Consider the following 18,537-nt stretch of genomic DNA (forward strand, 5'->3'; position numbering starts at 1 on the left):
CCTTGAAACCCGCATCTTCACGTCCGCAACTGGGTTCATGCCGGCGAGGCCGCGGCCCTTCACAAAGCGAAAAATCCTGCCAAGCGATTGCACAGCCCGACGGCTCGTCTCAGCTGAGCGACCCTTCTTCTTCAGCTCATCCACAAAGGCGTAGACGCGACGGGAAGCACCGAAGGTCGCCCCGCTACGAGGCACTCTCAATCTGCCACGCTCATTGCCCGCGCGGCGCTGAGTTCGCGCAGCTTTTGGAAGACCACATAGAGCATCGGGATCACAAAGATACCAAAGAATGCGGCAGCAAGCATGCCGCCGAAGACGGGAGTGCCGACGGCACGCCGGCTGAGTGCTCCTGCCCCTTCAGCGATCACCAGCGGAAGGAGGCCAAAGATGAATGCAAGGCTCGTCATCATCACTGGTCGGAAGCGCAGGCGCGCGCCAGCGATCGCCGCGTCGCCGATGCTTGCGCCCTGGAGTCGCTGCTGAAGTGCGAACTCGACGATCAGAATTCCATTCTTGGCGGCAAGCGCCACAAGCACCACGAGGCCGATCTGCGCGTAGACATCGAAGGCGAGCCCGGACAACTTCACCGCCGCAATTGCACCCAGCACGGCGACACTGACCGACAAAAGGACCGGAATCGGGATGTTCCAGCTCTCGTAGAGCGCGACCAGGAACAGATAGGCGAAGAGCACGGCAAGGCCGAGCACGACGCCGGTCTGGCCAGTTGCCGTCTTTTCCTGCAGAGCGGTCCCGGTCCATTCGAAACCGTAGCCGCGCGGCAGGGTCGTGCCCGAGATCCGTTCCATAGCCGTGAGCGCCTGACCCGAGCTGTAGCCCGGCTTTGGCGCGCCGTTGATGATCGTGGCGCGGAAGCCGTTGTAGCGCACGATCACTTGCGGTCCTTGCACCAGCCGCGCCTGTGCCAGGGCGCGGATCGGCACCATCGTCCCGGCAGCGTTACGGACATAGACCCGGTAGATGTCATCGATCTCATTGCGGAACCCAGCCTCCGACTCGATATTGACCTGCCAGGTGCGGCCGAAAAGATTGAAATCATTGACGTAAAATCCGCCGAGTGACGCTTGCAACGCGTTGAAAATGCTGCTGATGGGGATGCCCAGCACCTGCGTCTTGTCGCGATCAATATCGAGATAGACCTGCGGAGTTTCAGCGGCGAAGGTGCTGAAGACGCCGGCCAGCTCAGGCTGCTGGTTGGCGGCGACGAGAAGTGCGCGCATGACGGCCGCAAGGTCCGTGGGACTCTGGCCCTGCAGAGCTTGGAGGGCGTATTGGAAGCCACCGGTATTGCCTAACCCGAGAATGGGCGGCAGGTTGAAGGGGAAGACGACGGCCCCCTGGACGGCGGCGAGTTGCGGACGCAGGCGAGCGATGACCGCATCGACGCTCTGGGCCGGATCGGTTCGGTCTTCGTACGGTTTCATGCGGATCACGAAGAAGGCGTTGTTCGACGAGGCCACGTAGTCGATGAAATTCAAGCCCACCACCGACAGGACACGCTCGACCCCAGGGGTCTGTCGTATGATGTCCTCCACCTGAGCGACCAGTTTCTCGGTGCGCTCGTTGGACGCGCCCTCCGGCAACCGCATGGCTCCGAAGATCGCGCCCTGATCCTCCGACGGCAGGAAGCCTTGCGGGGTCACCTTGAAGAGAAAGAACGACCCCGCCGCGATTCCGGCAACGATAATCAGACTGACGATTGCGATGCGGACCAAATGGCGCACCAGAGTGGTGTATCCGTCGCGCGCCTGATCGATCGCGCCGAGCACGTAGCGCATCAGGCCGCGATGTGGCCCGGCGTGCTTCAGAAGAACCGAACACAAGGCCGGGCTCAAAGTGAGGGCGTTCACCGCGGAGATGACCATCGCCGTCGACACCGCGACGGCGAACTGGCGGAAAAGCTGACCGCTGATGCCGGGAACGAACGCCACCGGAATAAACACCGAGAGCAGGACGAGGGTGATCGCGATGATCGGCCCGGTGATTTCTGCCATGGCCTTCTTCGTGGCTTCGGGGACCGACAGAGTCGGCTCCTCTTCCATCACCCGCTCCACGTTCTCGGTGACAACGATGGCATCGTCGACAACGATGCCGATAGCGAGCACCAAGGCAAGAAGCGATACGGTATTGGCCGAATAGCCGATGGCAAGCATGACCGCGAAGGTGCCGATGATCGAAACCGGCACCGCAACCATGGGGATCACCATCGTCCGCAGCTTGCCGAGGAACAGGAACACCACGAGTGCCACCAACATGAAGGCGATGATCAGGGTGCGAATGACCTCGTTGACGGTTGCGGTGACAAAGGTGGTCGCATCCCAGAAGAGGTCGCTGCGGACATCGTCCGGAAAGCGCTTAGAGAGACCATCCATCACTTCCCGCACGCGCCGCGCCACCTCGACCGCATTGGCGCCGGGCGTCTGATAGATACCGATCGCTGCGGATGGCGCGCCGTTGAAGCGGGTGTAGCGGTCCTGTGTCTTTGCGCCGAGATCGGTCCGGGCTACGTCCTTGACGCGGACGAGAGAGCCGTTGGGGTTCGCGCGTAGGATTATGTTTTCAAACTCCTCGGTCCGGGTCAGCCGACCCTTGGTCTTGATGGTGAGCTGAAGTTGCTGGTTGCTCGGCGCAGGCGCGGCGCCTATCCGGCCCACAGCGGCCTGCAGGTTCTGGGACTGGATCGCGGCGATCACATCGGCCGGAGTCAGATTGAAGGCCGTCAGGCGGTCGGGATCGAGCCAAAGGCGCAGCGAATAATCGAGAGGACCGAAGAGGCTTGCCTGGCCGACACCGGGGATGCGGGCCAGCAGATCGATGATGTTGATGGTGGCATAGTTGTTGAGAAACAGCGCATCATGCGTCCCCCGCGGCGCCGAGAGAGTGATGACCTGCAAGAGTGCCGCCGATTTCTTGCGGATGACCAATCCCTGACGTTGGACCTCTTGCGGCAGGAGCGGCGTTGCAAGCTGGGCCCGGTTCTGGACGTTCACCGTATTGATGTCGGGATCGGTGCCGAGTGCAAAGGTGACGGTCAGCGAGTAACTGCCGTCGGCTCCGCTCGTCGATTGATAATAGAGAGCATTGTCGACGCCATTGATCTGTTGCTCGATCGGCTGAGCGACGGTCGTTTCCACGACCTCCGCATCGGCACCGGGATAGAGGGTCGTGAGCGAGACCTGCGGCGGCACAATGTCTGGAAACTGGGCGACCGGAATCGCCCGCATTGCGAGCAGACCCGCCAGCGTTATGACGATCGAGATCACGAAAGCAAGGCGAGGCCGATCGATGAAGATGTTCGAGATCATTGACTTTTGGCCTCTGGTGCCAGCACATTCGCCTGCACGACCTGCCCGGGCTGGACCTTCTGCACCCCATCGACGATCACGTTGTCGCCCTCCTGAAGGCCCGCGGTGACGACCACATCAGCATCGCGGTTCTGACCAGGCGTGATTCGTCGCTGCTGCACCTTGTGCTGATCATCGACCACCAGGGCGTAATAGCCTGTCTGATCAAACTGCAAGGCTGCCTGAGGAATGACCAAGCGCGGCTCCTCCTGGCGCAGACGGACCTCCGCGGTCACGAACTGGCCGTCGATCAGCTGCCCGTTGGAATTGGGAACCGTAGCGCGCATAATGAGCGTGTCCGTCTGCTGATCGACCTGCGGATCGGTCAGATCCCAGACGCCACGGTGCGGGTACCTGGCACCGCTCGACAGGCGGATGCGGATCTCGATCTTGGCGAGGCTGCCGGTCTCCTCACGACGTGCTTCGCGAATGAGTTCGAGGTCGCGCACGCTTACTGGGAAGAGCACATAGATCGGATCCTCGCTCACGATCGTCGCCAGTACGCCACTCGCCGGATTGACGAGGTTTCCCACCGTGTACGCGGTGCGGCCGATCAGCCCGTCAATCGGCGACCTTATTTCGGTGTAGCCGAGATTGACCTCAGCCTGTGTGAGTGCAGCTTTCATCTGCAAGGCATTAGCCTTGGCGCTATCGAGATTGGCCTTGTCCTGATCGACGACGGACTGGGGGGAGAATTGGCGCTGGGAAAGCGACACTTGCCGATCGTACTGAAGCTGGGCGTTGGTTACCACGGCCTGGGCCGAAGCCAGGTTCGCCTTTGCCTGGTCGAGTTGCGCTTGAAACTGAACTTTCTCGATCTGGTACAGGAGATCGCCGGTCCTGACAGCCTGGCCCTCCCGAAACGCGACCTGCTCGAGAAAACCCTCGACGCGGGCACGCAGATCGACCTTGCTAACGGCCTTGATGTGACCGACGAACTGGAAGGACTGGTTTACCCCCCGCATCTCGGCGGGCCGCACACCAACCGCCGGCTGCGGCGCTGGAGCCGCCGCTTGCTGCGGAGCATTGCACGCCGCCGGCAGCAGAAAACCGAGAAGAAAGACTCGCCTCCATAAGGGAGCCATACACCGATGCGGAACCATCGTATCTCCTCCCGAACGCATTCACCGCCATCCCGGCCAGCGCGTACCGGAGAGCAGGACCGTGGGCGAAAGAAATGCCGTTATCGTCCGACGGTCGCAGGCCCGCCTTCCGTGCTCGGGATGACAATGCAATCGGGTCCACTCTTCCGCCGGAGAGGGAAAGCAACCCGATTGGCTTTCTTAACCTGACTACGTGCCCAGAGTATGGCACGCAGCACCATGGATGCCGCCGAGCGAGCCCGCCAACGCGGCAAAGTCGTTCAGGTGTTCGCGTCCGCCCATTCTCCACCCGAATGCCGAGCCGAGGCTAATCACGGTTGCAAGAGCCGGTAGTGAACTGACGATCCCGACCATCACGATATCGGAATAATCTCGTGGTGCCATGCGCCGCAAAGGGCCACCCCCCTCGCCAACGCCACGCGCTCCAAGCCGAGCTCGGGCGGCGCAACAGACATCATCGGCCTGTTTGCGGTAGCATCCCTCTGGGCGGGCGATTATTGCCGCGAAGTTTTGAACTCAATCAACGTCCCTGCGTTGGACTTCCACGCCCGACGAACCGCTTTTGATCGACAGCTTTGGCGACGTCATTCCTGAACCGAGGAGCCGCGCACCCGTTGCGCACAAGGCCAGGAGTCTCGCAGTCGTCCGCTCCCAATCTCGATGATCGCCAAATGTGCGACCTGAACGAATGGAGAAGATCAATGTCGGAGCCTTCATCACTCCCAAATCGGCGCGACCTCCTGATTGCCTCGGTTGCCACAGGTGCGTTGAATGCACTCCCCGCAAGCCTGGCTAATGCAGCCGAAGACGACGCGATCCGTCCCTTCCGCGTCAACGTTCCGGAAGAGCAACTCGTCGACCTTCGCCGCCGCATCGCGGCGACACGGTGGCCCGATCGCGAGACGGTCAATGACCAGTCGCAGGGCATACAGCTCGCGAAGATCAAGCCGCTTGTCGAGTATTGGGGCACCAGTTACGACTGGCGGAAGGCGGAAGCGAAGCTGAATGCCCTGCCGCAATTCGTCACCCGGATCGACGGCCTCGACATCTACTTCATTCACGTTCGCTCGAAGCAGCCCAATGCTCTACCCGTGATTATCACCCATGGCTGGCCGGGATCGGTGTTCGAGCAACTCAAGGTCATCGGTCCACTCACGGATCCGACTACGTACGGAGGTCGCGCGGAGGATGCGTTCGACGTGGTGATCCCGTCGATGCCTGGCTATGGCTTCTCAAGCAAGCCGACAGACGTCGGCTGGGGGCCCGACCGCATCGCGCGGTCTTGGGCGGAGCTGATGAAGCGCCTCGGCTATACCCGCTACGTCGCCCAGGGTGGCGATTGGGGCTCCCCCGTCTCCAACGCGATGGCGCGCCAGGCGCCGGTCGGCCTGCTGGGCATCCACGTCAACTTGCCGGCCATCATACCGCCTGAGGTGGCAGCGGCACTCGCCGCCGGCGGACCCGCACCGGCGGGACTGTCTGACAAGGAGCGCGCGACATTCGACGCGTTCAGCGCCGCAGCGAAAACGGGGAGCAGGTCCTATGCGGTGATGATGGGCACGCGGCCGCAGACGATAGGCTACGCCTTATCGGACTCCCCAGCCGGCCTCGCGGCGTGGATGCTCGGGCATCCAGGCTTTGCGAATTGGACCTATAACAGCAGCGATCCCGAAAAGTCGCCAGACGAAGTCCTGGACAACATCTCGCTGTACTGGCTGACGAACACCGCGACCTCGTCAGGAAGACTGTACTGGGAGTACGGCGGGCGCAGTCCCGCTCTTGCGGCCCCGGAGAGGACCGCCGAGATCTCGCTTCCGGTGACGATTACGGTCTTTCCGGGGGAGAGTTATCGAGCGCCGGAGACATGGGCCAGGCGCGCCTATCCCAACCTGATCCACTTCCACGAGGTCGACAAGGGTGGTCACTTCGCCGCCTGGGAAGAGCCCGAACTCTTCAGCGTCGAGCTCCGAGAGGCGCTCAGGCCACTTCGCCAATAGATCTGAAGCGCTTGACGCGCGCGTTGCGCGCACCGACTCCGCACTGAGCAGCACCATCGATCGGAATCCAGAAGGAGCTACATCGGTGAAAACAAGCAAGCTCTTGGTAGCCGCGGTACTCGCCACTGCGATCGGGGCGCCGATTGCGGGCCTTGGAGAGGACATGAACATGCCGCAGTCGACACCGTCCTCAGGGGTCCGGGTTCCGTTCCTTCATGGACTACTCGCCGACCTAGTCGCTCGCAAAGCCGAGTTGGCTTCCCTTGAACACGCGAACGCGTGGCTCAACTCGCCGCCCATGACGGCGTCGGATCTGCGCGGAAAAGTCGTCCTCGTCGATTTCTGGACCTACACCTGCATCAACTGGCGGCGCACGCTACCCTATCTCCGCGCCTGGGCCGAGAAATACAAGGATCAAGGATTAGTGGTGGTCGGCGTCCATGCGCCGGAGTTCGCATTCGAGAAAGACCTGAACAACGTCCGCGGCGCCGGGAAGGAGATGCGCATCGATTATCCGGTCGCTGTGGACAATGAGCATGTCATATGGCGAGCCTTTGACAACCAATATTGGCCGGCGCTGTATTTCATCGATGCGCAGGGGCTCATTCGATATCAGCATTTTGGCGAGGGTTCGTACGGACAGTTGGAAATGATGATTCAACGGCTATTGGCCGAGGCGGGATCAAGTGGGATCGCCCGTGAGCCCGTATCAGTCGATGCGCAAGGGTTCGAAGCGGCCGCCGATTGGGCCAGCCTGAGGTCTGCGGAAAACTATGTCGGATATGAGCGGACCGAGAACTTTGCATCGCCCGGCGGGGCGGCTCTGGACAGGCCTCGCCCGTATGCCCTGCCCGCGCGGTTGGGTTTAAATGAATGGGCGCTGTCTGGTGATTGGACGGTGAAGAAGAACACCACAGTGCTGAACAAGCCCAACGGGCGCATCGCATACCATTTTCACGCGCGCGACCTTCATCTCGTCATGGGCCCGGCAGCGCCAGGGACGTCGGTGAGATTTCGCGTGCTGATCGATGGACAGCCCCCAGGTGCAGCTCACGGAATTGACATTGACGAAGAAGGCAATGGCACGGTGACCGAACAGCGTCTGTACCAGTTGATCCGACAACCGAAACCCGTCACCGATCGCCAGTTCGAGATCGAGTTCATGGGGCCGGGCGTGGAGACTTTTGCGTTCACGTTCGGCTGATCCGTTGCGGCAAGAGGGGCAGCTTCGTCGTACCGTACGTACATTGTGGCATGAGTAGGACAGGGCTCAATCGGGGTATGTCGGCGTCGGCTTTCGCAAGGCGAGTTCTTGACGCTCCCTTGGACTCTGATCGCCTCGATCTGAAAGACGGCAAAGTTCTCGATACCGGTTTTTACCTCAATGAACTGATGCAGCAGATCAAGGCGCTACGCGCCCCAGAAGATGAAGGTCATCGGCGTGGGGCAAATCCTCGAGAAGGAGTTGCGGCCAAATTGTTGGGAAGTTCAGCCATCGATTAGCGTTCTTTTCCAGGCCAACCCGTGTTGCATCCGTGTTGCACGGAGCAAAATGCAACGCTTCTGAAACCGTTGTGAATCAAGGAATCATGTTGCAACTCGTTGCAACATGAAACAAGCCGATTTTGGTCAATAAAAAACCCGCTAAGCCTTTGACTTAACGGGCTAAATTCATTGGCTGGGGGACCTGGATTCGAACCAGGACTAGCGGAGTCAGAGTCCGCGGTTCTACCGTTAAACTATCCCCCACCAGGGTCAAACTGAGACTAACGCCTGGGAACGAGCTCAGGACAAAGTCGCTCAGGACCATCGTGGATGCGGTCAGATATGATCTTTTTTCGCCCCGGTCAACAGGGTTGCAGGCAAGATGTGGACTTATCTCTTCGCATGGGAGTGGAATACCTGCCTCGGAGGGCATAAGCTTGCGAAATTGACCAGCTGCAGGCCTTTTCCTGAACTGCGGCGAGGTAGGATGAGATGCAGTTGCAGCAAGGAATGCGGGAACGCCGAACCTTGGCCAATCGTTACGCCGTCTCAGTCCGGCGTGTCGTCTCCTCCGAGAGGACGGAAGCCGCCGACATACAATTGGGCATCACCCTCACCTTCATTGCCGGGGCGATCAATGCCGGCGGGTTTCTGGCGGTGGGGCAATATACCTCGCATATGTCCGGAATTTTCTCCGCGATGGCGGACAATCTGGCCTTGGGGGCGTTTGGACTGCTCGCCATCGGGCTTGGCGCGTTCTTGCCGTTCATCGCAGGAGCGGCGTGTTCTGCCATGCTGATCAACTGGGGGCGCCGCCGCCATAGAAGAAGTCTCTATGCCCTCCCCTTGACGCTCGAAGCGCTGTTGCTTTTGTGTTTCGGCGTGTTTGGGGTGAGTTATCATCCGAGGCCTGAAGCCGGTCTCATGATCGTGCCGTTTCTCACCTTCATCATGGGGTTGCAGAACGCCACCGTCACGAAAATTTCCGGCGCGCGAATGCGAACGACTCATGTGACGGGCATCGTCACCGATATCGGCATCGAACTCGGCAAGCTGCTTTATTGGAACAGGCTTCCGATTGAGCCGGAGAGGCCTGCGGTAATGGCCGACCGGCGCAAGCTGTGTCTTCTGTCATCCCTCCTCGCTTCGTTTTTCGCAGGCGGTGTCATCGGAGCGCTGGGGTTCAAATATGTCGGGTTCCTGGCCTGTGTGCCGCTCGCTCTGCTGCTGCTGGCACTCGTTGCGCCATCGCTGGCGGACGACTTACGGACGCGCCGATAACCGCTCAGAAGCGACGTCTCAAATCTTCAGATCACATAGCCGCGCACTGGACGGATCTCTCCTGCGCCACACATGAACCTCACGGCAGCCCGCGGCTGCCTTCGAAATCGATTGAGCGAAGAGGTTCAAGCTATGGCGAAGACGATGCAAAAGCGTGCGGCAGTTCAGAAGGTGATATCCAGCCAGCCTTGGCTTCACCAGCGCGGAAAGACGATCCAGGCCTTCGGTACGGTCCGTCAATTTCCAATCGGCCTCTCCCGCGATGCGCGACTCTATTCCTGCCAACGCCTCAACCAGATTCTAGCCGACACGCAGATTTTGTATGCTCTCTACAAGAAGCACCATTGGCTCATGCGAGGACCGAGCTTCTATCAGCTGCACCTTCTGCTGGACAAGCACGCGGACGAGCAGAACGAACTCGTGGACGAAATCGCCGAACGCATTCAGACCCTCGGCGGCATCGCCGTCGGCGATCCGCGCCAAGTCGCGGAAATCACGCGCATTCCGCGCGCTCCCGATGGATGCGAGGAAGTGCCGGCAATGCTCTCGCGCCTGCTCGAGGCTCATGAGATGATCCTGATCGATGCCCACGAGGCCGCGTCCAAGGTGGAAGATCTCGGCGATGACGGCAGTAATGATCTGATCGTCTCGAATGTCATCCGTACAGGAGAGCTTCAGTCCTGGTTTTTGGCTGAGCACCTTGTCGACACTCCGCTTGTTCATGCCTGAACAATAGAGTCTTTTCAAAAGCGCGGAGCAAAACCACTCCGCGCTTTGTTGTGCTCAAAAGCGATCCCGCGTCACGGATGGCCATCGCTTGCCGGGAAGGTTTCTTCGAGCAATTCGTCGATGTGTTTCTTCTTCGCGCCGTGGGCTTTTCCTTTCGCCGGTTTCTTCGCGGCCTTTTTGGCTGTTTTCTTCGCAGCCTTTTTCGAGGCTGTCTTAGCAGGAGTCTTCTGTAGGGCCTTCACATCCTGCGTCACAGTGAAGATCACATCTCTCGCGGCCTCGTCGTATGAGCAAAGAACGCGGTTGCCTTCCTTGATCGCGCCTTTCAGCATCTCTTTCGCGAGCTTCGTCTCGATCAGTTGACGAATTTGGCGGCGCAGTTCGCGGGCACCGTATTCCGGCTGATAACCTCTCTCGGCCAGATGTTCGAGAATGCTGTCGTCGAAGACGAGATCGACATCCTGTCCCTGCGCCGTCTTGCGAACCCGCTCCAGTTGCAGATTGACGATGGACTTGATCTGCTCCTGATCGAGGCCGTGGAAGATGATGATCTCGTCGATGCGGTTCAGGAATTCCGGGCGGAAATGGGAGCGCAGGACGCTCATCACCCCCTCGCGCATGTCATCGGTCGGATGGGAGGTGAAGCCGGGTGTCTGACGTCCGCCCATGATCACATCGGAGACGAGATTGCTCGGCACGTTGCAAAATCTCCTTGGCTTGCCCACTGAAATGCTGCTCGAGATTGAGCGCCTCGCGTTCCTGAGCAGGCCCTCGTCGCGCTGAGCTGCGCGGAGCCGAAGGCTCATTACCCGACGCGGAAAAGAAATCATCGAGCAGACCGCCCCTGAAAAGAGATTCCAAGGACGAAAGCGCCCGCTGATGGCGGCTGAGCTGCGCGTAATGATAGTCGCAAACATCGAGTTGCTTGCGCTGTCCGTTCTGAATGACCGTCACCCGGACCGAAGCCGGGCGCGCTTCGCAGATCTCGCACATATGTTGCGCCATCGCTCATCCTCCACACGGCGTTAAACGTGAGGCGAGCACGAGAAGGCTAATCGGACATAAGCTCGCGCTCGCGGATCGTTACATCGAGGAGAGAGATTTATGGCTTGAGATTTTCACGGCAACCACATGGCGCGTACGGCTGCGCCCTTTTGTCTGCGCGCTACGCTTGCAGCGTTGCGCCAGCACCGCGTTTTCCGTGCACATCGCGCGCGAGCGCAAGCCATGCCCGCGCCGCGTGCGAGAGATAAGCGCCGCGACGCCACACGAGGGCCATGTGCCAATCCGTCTCGGGCTCATCGAGCAGCAATCGTCGAACGGCGGGATGAGCGCGTTGTTCCGCAATCATGCGCGGCAGAAACGCAACGCCGAGCCCTGCCGCCACAAGCTCCACAATGAAATCGATCTGCCCGCTTCGCGCTGCAACGTCTGGCGAAAAGCCGCGCCGCTCGCACGCGTCGAGAATGACCTTGTTCAAGGCAAAGCCCGACTCGAACAGGATGAATGGGATCTGCGCTAGCGCGGTGAGTCCGATTTTCTTGCCCCGCGCGACGGGATGTCCGGAGGGCAACAGTGCCATCAGAGGTTCTCGACGCACGGCCTGCGCCTCGAAATCATCAGAAATCGGAAGCAGCGAGGCGGCAAGGTCGACCTCGCCCGCTAGCAGAATTTCTTCCAGCCTCTTACTGCCATGTTCGACGAGGCGGATTTCGATACCGGGATAGCGACTTCGGAAGATCGCGAAGAGCGGCGCAAAGAGAGTGCTGCTGCCAAGGGGCGGAATTCCAAGCCTGAGCACGCCGCGCTTCAAGCCGCGCAGTTCATCGAGCTCGGCGATCAGATCGTCTCTCTCAGCAAGGATGGCGAGTGCCCGGCGATAGACGATCTCGCCCGCCGCCGTCATTTCACTGCGATGGCCGATACGGTCGAGCAGCGGCACCCCGAGTTCGTCTTCGAGTTGCTTCACCGCCTTGCTGATGGTCGGCTGCGTCGCAAAGACGGCCTTGGCGGCCTGCGAAAAGCCGCCCTGGCGAACCACCTCGACGAAAGCACGGAGAGTACGGAGTTCCATGTCCATTCCATATCAGAATTGAATTAATTCAATCAATTCATTTTCATTATAAAGCGTTGCACCTTAAATGCGGGGCATTCCCGGAGTTCGTCATGCCGACCCGCGCCCGCAAGATCCCGCTTCTGATCCGCCTCGCCCTGCATCGCAGCCGGGTGATGCAGGTTGCCGCCATCATTGCTTTTTGGGCTTTCGGTGAAGGCCTGGTGCACGCGCTCGACATGCCCATTCCGGGCGGGATCGTTGGTATGGCGCTGGTGCTCGCGCTTCTCGCCAGCGGGATCATCAGTCCCTTGAGCGTGCGGCGCGGAGCTTATTGGTTGCTTGCCGAAATGCTCCTGTTCTTCGTACCTGCGGTCATGGCCGTGCTCGATCACCACGAGTTCGTCGGGCTTCTAGGTCTCAAATTGTTGGCGGTCATCGTCGTCGGTACAACCCTCGTCATGGGCGGCACGGCGCTGACGGTGGATCTCTGTTATTGCTGGCGGGTGCGCCATGCCCATCGGTGAAACGACGGCGCTCGCCGTCTTCTGGTCCGCCGCCACCATCGCACTCTATATGGGCGCACGTGCCTTGCATCGGCTGCATCCACGCTGGTGGTTATCGCCTCTGATGATCGCACCGACAGCGCTACTCGTGCTGGCGCTGACCCTTCACACGGGATATCGCGAGTACATCAGCGGCACGCATTGGCTCGTCGCCCTCCTCGGCCCCGTGACAGTCGCTTTCGCTTTGCCGATCTACGAGCAGCGCGGGTTGATCCGTCGCCAATGGCCGGTGCTCCTCATCGGCGTTCTGGTGGGAAGCAGTATTGCCATGGCGACGGCATGGACTCTCGCAAGCATGCTGGGCCTGTCGGAAACATTGAGACTGAGCCTGCTTCCTCGCTCGGTCACGACGCCTTTCGCTATGGCCATCTCAAACGATATCGGCGGGATTCCCGATCTCACTGCTCTTTTCGTAGTTCTCACAGGGCTTTGTGGCGCAGCCATGGGTGATGCGTTGTTGAAGTGGCTGCCTCTGCGCTCGAGCGTTGCACGTGGCGCCCTTTTCGGCATGGGAGCCCATGGTGCGGGCGTCGCCAAGGCGCATCAGATTGGGGGCGAGGAAGGATCGATCGCGGGGCTCGTCATGGTGCTCGCCGGACTTCTAAACGTCCTCGCCGCGCCGCTGCTTTCATACTGCTTGCGCTGAGGAACCCAACAAAGCCCTCGCAGGGTGATCACCCGGTCGGGAGAAATCCAGGCTCACTCTTCGCACATGAGGACCTTTTATCCCAACCGAAGCATCGTCAGATTGGCGCCTCACCCTATTTTCTCCTTTTCGCGGGTTCGAAATTTCGGCAAATGGCTCAGCGCGAAGGCATCCGGATGGGACGGATCCAATTTCATGGTGGCTTTATGAACTGGACGGCCCTTTCGGTGAGTTTGATGGCGGCCAGTCTGCTGAATGCGTGCGCCTCCATTCCGCGCATCCCTTATACCGCTCAAGAAGATGCAACTGCCGGGCCTCCCGGATTGCCGCAAGTCCGTCGTTGGGCAGACTCGCCGGTGCTCGCGCGCGATGCCAAGGTCTTTGCGCAAAGGACGAGCAAGAATTTCACCTACCTCGCGCTCTCGGGCGGCGGGGGCGATGGTGCCTATGGAGCCGGCGTGTTGAACGGCTGGACTGCTTCAGGCACGCGCCCGCAATTCGACCTCGTCTCGGGCGTGAGCACCGGGGCTTTGATGGCGCCGTTCGCATTCCTTGGGCCGAGCTACGACGCGACGTTGCAAGACCTCTATACGAGCGGCTACGCGGAAAGCCTGATCGAGTCACCCAATCCCTTCAACGTTCTGTTCGGCTCGGGCCTTTTCGGCAACGAGCGCCTCCTGTCCCTTGTCCAGCGCTACGTCACTGACGATCTCATCGCTCAGGTCGCTGAGGAGCATAGCAAGGGTCGTCGCCTCATCATCGTCACGACCAACCTGGACGCGCAACGCCCGATGGTCTGGGACATGGGCACGATCGCGGCCACGAAGGCCAATAGCCTCTTTCGTGAGGTCATGACGGCTTCCGCCAGCGTTCCCGGCGTGTTTCAACCGATGCTGATCAATGTGGCTGCCGACGGCCACGCGTTTCAGGAAATGCACGTGGATGGCGGCCTCACCTCCAATGTCTTCACGCTGCCGCAGAATCTCCTCGTCCGCGATCCCCGCCTCGGAGGGCAGCAACGCGGATCCATCTATGTTTTGATGAACGGCAAGATCGAGCCGTCCTTCGCCGTCGTCGAGAACAGCACGGGCCAGATCGCCGGGCGCGCGGTCACGACGATGACCCAGGCGCAAAGCCGCTCGACCCTGCACGCCACCGCCGCCTTCGCACGTCAGAACGGCTTCCGCTTCAATCTCACGGCCATTGACAGCACCGTACCGGATGGCGGGGCAACCGGCTTCGATACGCCATACATGCGCCGGCTCTACGAGTACGGATACGCCAAGGCGGTATCGGGGGAGTTGTGGAGTCGAACCGTGCCGCTCGCCGCAGCCACCAAGGTCGCCGCCGAATAACGGGCGTCGTCCGTCCTCGGGGCTCTCCCGACTCGCCCCTGCGTCATTGTAACAAACCGCCATTTCGATGGTTGGCTGCCTGTTGCGTGCCAAGATCCGACAGTTTGCGAGCTTTCCAGGAAACTGTGCCCTGCTTCTTCTGCCGTTTCCAGAGCGTCAGCAATGACGTTGCGCCCAACGGAAATTGGCGTGAGCTGAAAAAAATCACCGGGCATAGCAGCCACTTAACCAAAATAAATACAGTTTAAATTCATTAAAAACTGCTCTTTATAGGGATTCTAAACTTCTCATCGACGATGATCTTATTTAGATCAATTATCAATTACTGTCACACGACTCGACATCAACTTTAAACGACAATATGGCTGTCTCGCTTTTCCCTGGGAAGGGGCTCTCGATCGTGATCGAGAATTCCCCTCGCCTCGCCACCTCGGACCACCGTCGTCATTGACGGCAGCTGGGTTACGGGCACGGCGAGGACCTCGGAGCGAAAGCGACACGCGGTGCCGGGCGACGGCGCCGCGGCGGCAACAATTTCAGATTTGAAGGCACGGATTACAGCCATGACCGATACTCCGAAGGGCACAATCACGATCAATCCGTCGGCGGTGCCGGCCGATGTCGATTTCAACGACTTCCTCGCAAATTATTTCACCTCGGGCACGAGCTTCAAATTTTACGGCGGCAGCGAATATTACCACGGCACGCTGATGAGCGGCGAACAGCTCGCCTTCGTTGTAGGCACCAAGCTTCTCATCCTTCAGACCAGCGAAGGTGAGCTGAAGTACAACCCAAACGATGCGCACACGCTCTCCGGCACGGCAACGACGATAATCCTGGCCGATATGGGCTCAGCAACCGTTGACACGACGACAGGCCTCCTCACTGGGTATGACGTTGTTGCCCAGGTCGACGGCGTAGAGATCACGGGAGTTGCGGGAAACACTTCCAGCCCGCTGCAGAAGATGTTCTCCACCCTCGGGCTTGGTGACATGACGGCTCTGACGGGCGAGTTGAGGAATTACGCGGTCAACTACGAAGGCACGACCGCAGGCAACATCATCACGGGCTCCGCATTCAACGACAACTTGAATGGTGGCGACGGTGTAGACACAGTGGTCTACGACGGGAAGCGCGAAAATTTCGACATCATCGACAATGGCAACGGCACATACACCGTCAAGCATCTTCGCACTTCCGATGCCGCCGGTCAGGGCACCGACCTTCTAAGCAATATCGAAAAGATCCAATTCTCGGACGGTCTTCTTGACACGTCCGACGCTATTGGCAAGGGAGCCCACTCACTCGTTGTGAAGACTTTTGCAGCACTCCCGGAGGGAACAGGCCTTAGCGAATTGCTCGCGAATTACTTCACCTCGAGCAGCACTTTCAATTTCTACGGTGGTACGGATTTCCTCGGGACCACTCTGATTAGCGGCGAGCAGCTCGTTTTCTCGGTTGGAGACAAGCTTCTCATCCTTCAGGCCGGTGAAGGCGAACTGAAGTACAACCCGACCGCGTCACATACCCTTTCGGGGACGGCGACGACGATCATCCTTGCGAATAAGGGATCCGCGACCGTGGACGCCACAACGGGCCTCCTCACCGGTTACGAGACCGTTGCGACGTTCGAAGGCGTCAGCATCTCCGGCACCGCAGGCAACACGACAAGCCTCTTGCAGCAAGTATTCACCTCGCTGGGAAGCGGAAACATGTCGTTGCTCGTCAATGACGTTAAAAGCTATGCGCTCGAATACAAAGGCGGCCCAGTCAACGAAGCCGTCACCGGGTCTTCTCATGACGATACGCTCAGCGGCGGCGGGGGAAGCGATACGATTGATGGTGGCGATGGCATCGACCTCGCCGTCTATGAAGGTCGTCGCGAGAACTACAATGTCGTCAATAACGGAGACGGCACTTATTCTGTGACCCATCTCCGCGCCTCTGGCGCGGCCGATCAAGGCGTCGATACGATCAAGAATGTCGAGAAGATCCAATTTTCGGACGGAACTCGCGCCATCGCAGATGCCGTCGGAAACGGTGTAAAGTCCATCGTCATCGACGCTTCGGGATCGTCCGGCATGGATCTTGAAGCCTTCATACGCGGTGGCTTCATCTCCGACGCGACCGGAGGTGGTTTCCCGGTCTTCGATAACGGAGGCAGCTTCTCCGGTGCGGAGATGTTCATCGGCTACGGCGATAGCGCCTCCTCAAAATACGTTTTCGCTCACGGCAACCTCGAATATTACTTCAACACGCACACCGTTGCCGGAACGATCAACACACTCGAATTCGGCACACGGGGGACAGGCAGTTTCAATTCAAACGGATATTTCGTCGGTGGCAGCGCCAGTCTGAAGATCACGGGCCTCGATCTGTTCAATCCGATCCCAGGTCCTGGTGGGACAGAAGCAGAGATCGAAGCCAACGGTGCGGTGCATAATTTCGCTTTTGCCTATATGGGCGGCCAGAATGCATCGCAGGAGCAGCTCGACAAATTTGCGAACTCCCTCGACGGGTACGCTCAGCATTTCATCGGCTCGGCCAATGCGGATGCCTACATCGGCACGGGCCATGACGACACCATCGACGGTGGCGGCGGCGATGATATCTTCTACGCTTCCGGTGGCTATGATCTGGTGGACGGCGGTACGAATAACGACCGCATCATTTTCTCCGGCCTTCGCGACAACTATGTGATTTCCAAGCTGGTTGACGGAAAGACGAGCATCCGTGACAAGACGACCGGGGCGACATCCGTGCTCAGCAACGTCGAACTGGCACGCTTCTCGGATGCCGATGTCGATATCTCGTCACTGGAAGAAACCCCGCCGAATGCTCCGCCGCAAAATCTGAATCTGGATGGGCTCAAGGTTACCGAGAACGCCGCCGCCGATACGCTCATCGGCCGTCTCTCGGCAACCGACCCGGAGGGTAAGGGCGTACGGTTCACGCTCAGCCACAATCCGGGCGGATTGTTCAAGATCGTCGGCAACGAACTGCGCGTGAACGGTAAGATCGACTATGAAGCGCTGAAATCGCTCGCAGTCACCGTGCTGGCGACAGACGGCGATGGCGAGACGGCTTCAAAGGCCTTCACCATTGTCGTCAACGATGTGGACGAGGCGCCCTCTCAGCCGGTTCTGTCAAAGACCGGCATTTCGGAGAATGCGAAGGTCGGCGCGACAGTCGGAACAGCTTCTTCCGGCGACCCGGAAGGTGGCAACGTCACCATCAAACTCGTGAGCAATCCGGGCGGCTATTTCAAGCTTGTCGGAAACAAACTCGTCCTCGCGAAGACCCTGAACTACGACAAGGCGCAAAGCCATACGGTAACCCTCGAGGCCAAGGATGCCGGCGGCCTGACGTCGACACAGCAGATCAAGATCAATGTCATCGACGTCGCAAAGACGACCATGGGCACCTCGGGCAACGATATCCTGAAGGGCGGCATTGGCATCGATATCCTGAACGGCGGTGATGGCAACGACGTGCTCAATGGCGGCGGCGGCAGCGACAAGCTGTATGGCAACGCGGGCAAAGACAAGCTCTATGGCGGGGCCGGAGTCGACAAGCTCTACGGCGGAGCCGATGCCGATACCTTCATCTTCAAATCGATCAAGGACAGCACGGTCGATGCGTCGGGCCGCGATACGATCTACGACTTCTCGCGCAAGCAGGGCGACAAGATCGATCTGCGCTCCATCGATGCCAACACGAAGGTCAAGGGCAACCAGGCCTTCAAGCTCATCGGCAAAAAGGACTTCTCCGAAAAGGCCGGTGAGTTGCGCTACGAAAAGATCAAGGGTGGCGTTTACGTCCATGGTGACGTCGACGGTGACGGTCAGGCCGATTTCAGCATCCTCCTGAAGAGCATCTCGTCTCTCGTAAAAAGCGACTTCTTCCTCTGAGAAGGCCAAAGCCCTCGAGAATAAACCGGAGGCGCTCGCGCCTCCGGAT

At 59.6% G+C, this 18,537-nt stretch carries 14 protein-coding genes and 1 tRNA gene; 9 read left to right on the forward strand and 6 right to left on the reverse strand.

Translation table 11 applies throughout. The features are described 5' to 3' along the window. Window positions 1-197: 197 nt before the first annotated feature. The 3 genes from AB4072_RS00935 to AB4072_RS00945 form a co-directional block, all read right to left on the reverse strand. Window positions 198-3,323, reverse strand: coding sequence for an efflux RND transporter permease subunit (locus tag AB4072_RS00935; RefSeq protein ID WP_441965032.1), 3,126 nt, complete (start codon window positions 3,321-3,323; stop codon window positions 198-200). Continuing rightward, complete coding sequence (locus tag AB4072_RS00940) at window positions 3,320-4,486, reverse strand: efflux RND transporter periplasmic adaptor subunit (RefSeq protein WP_441965033.1); 1,167 nt, start codon at window positions 4,484-4,486, stop codon at window positions 3,320-3,322. Before AB4072_RS00940 ends, AB4072_RS00935 begins: the two co-directional genes overlap by 4 nt. Window positions 4,487-4,654: 168 nt before the next feature. Continuing rightward, the gene (locus tag AB4072_RS00945; RefSeq protein WP_441965034.1) at window positions 4,655-4,849 is read right to left on the reverse strand and encodes a hypothetical protein; all 195 of its coding nucleotides are present in this window, start codon (window positions 4,847-4,849) and stop codon (window positions 4,655-4,657) included. A gap of 317 nt (window positions 4,850-5,166) precedes the next feature. Here AB4072_RS00945 and AB4072_RS00950 point away from each other — a divergent pair, with 317 nt between their 5' ends. From AB4072_RS00950 to AB4072_RS00960, 3 genes are all read left to right on the forward strand, one after another. Beyond that, on the forward strand, window positions 5,167-6,462 hold the full coding sequence (locus AB4072_RS00950; RefSeq protein WP_441965035.1) for an epoxide hydrolase family protein: 1,296 nt from the start codon (window positions 5,167-5,169) through the stop codon (window positions 6,460-6,462). Window positions 6,463-6,547: 85 nt separating this feature from the next. After that, a complete protein-coding gene (locus AB4072_RS00955) occupies window positions 6,548-7,666 on the forward strand; it encodes a thioredoxin family protein (protein WP_441965036.1) in 1,119 nt (372 codons plus the stop codon). A gap of 119 nt (window positions 7,667-7,785) precedes the next feature. Continuing rightward, entirely contained in the window at window positions 7,786-7,965 is a 180-nt protein-coding gene (locus tag AB4072_RS00960; RefSeq protein ID WP_441965037.1) for a hypothetical protein, read from the forward strand. Between the two features lie 172 nt (window positions 7,966-8,137). On the opposite strand, the gene AB4072_RS00965 is transcribed toward AB4072_RS00960, so the two are convergent. Further along, window positions 8,138-8,211, reverse strand: a tRNA-Gln gene (locus tag AB4072_RS00965). Between the two features lie 264 nt (window positions 8,212-8,475). Here AB4072_RS00965 and AB4072_RS00970 point away from each other — a divergent pair. Next, window positions 8,476-9,228: a YoaK family protein gene (locus tag AB4072_RS00970; RefSeq protein WP_441965038.1), complete on the forward strand. Its 753-nt coding sequence runs from the start codon at window positions 8,476-8,478 to the stop codon at window positions 9,226-9,228. Between the two features lie 132 nt (window positions 9,229-9,360). Beyond that, entirely contained in the window at window positions 9,361-9,957 is a 597-nt protein-coding gene (locus AB4072_RS00975; RefSeq protein ID WP_441965039.1) for a Dps family protein, read from the forward strand. A gap of 71 nt (window positions 9,958-10,028) precedes the next feature. Here the strand turns inward: AB4072_RS00975 and AB4072_RS00980 are convergent, their stop codons facing one another. Further along, window positions 10,029-10,655, reverse strand: coding sequence for a hypothetical protein (locus tag AB4072_RS00980; protein WP_441965040.1), 627 nt, complete (start codon window positions 10,653-10,655; stop codon window positions 10,029-10,031). Between the two features lie 467 nt (window positions 10,656-11,122). Further along, entirely contained in the window at window positions 11,123-12,031 is a 909-nt protein-coding gene (locus AB4072_RS00985; protein ID WP_441965041.1) for a LysR family transcriptional regulator, read from the reverse strand. Window positions 12,032-12,123: 92 nt separating this feature from the next. Here AB4072_RS00985 and AB4072_RS00990 point away from each other — a divergent pair, with 92 nt between their 5' ends. From AB4072_RS00990 to AB4072_RS01005, 4 genes are all read left to right on the forward strand, one after another. Then, window positions 12,124-12,537: a CidA/LrgA family protein gene (locus AB4072_RS00990; protein WP_441965042.1), complete on the forward strand. Its 414-nt coding sequence runs from the start codon at window positions 12,124-12,126 to the stop codon at window positions 12,535-12,537. Then, window positions 12,524-13,222 carry an LrgB family protein gene (locus AB4072_RS00995; RefSeq protein WP_441965043.1) on the forward strand — a complete coding sequence of 233 codons (699 nt, stop codon included), beginning with the start codon at window positions 12,524-12,526 and terminating at the stop codon, window positions 13,220-13,222. The genes AB4072_RS00990 and AB4072_RS00995 overlap by 14 nt, the downstream gene beginning before the upstream one ends. 236 nt (window positions 13,223-13,458) lie before the next feature. Then, a complete protein-coding gene (locus AB4072_RS01000; protein WP_441965044.1) occupies window positions 13,459-14,577 on the forward strand; it encodes a patatin-like phospholipase family protein in 1,119 nt (372 codons plus the stop codon). A gap of 563 nt (window positions 14,578-15,140) precedes the next feature. Continuing rightward, window positions 15,141-18,488, forward strand: coding sequence for a hypothetical protein (locus tag AB4072_RS01005; RefSeq protein ID WP_441965045.1), 3,348 nt, complete (start codon window positions 15,141-15,143; stop codon window positions 18,486-18,488). Window positions 18,489-18,537: the final 49 nt, after the last annotated feature.

Origin of the sequence: Microvirga sp. 2MCAF38 (assembly GCF_052115485.1) — a bacterium.
In the GTDB taxonomy this organism is placed as follows: Bacteria; Pseudomonadota; Alphaproteobacteria; order Rhizobiales; family Beijerinckiaceae; genus Microvirga.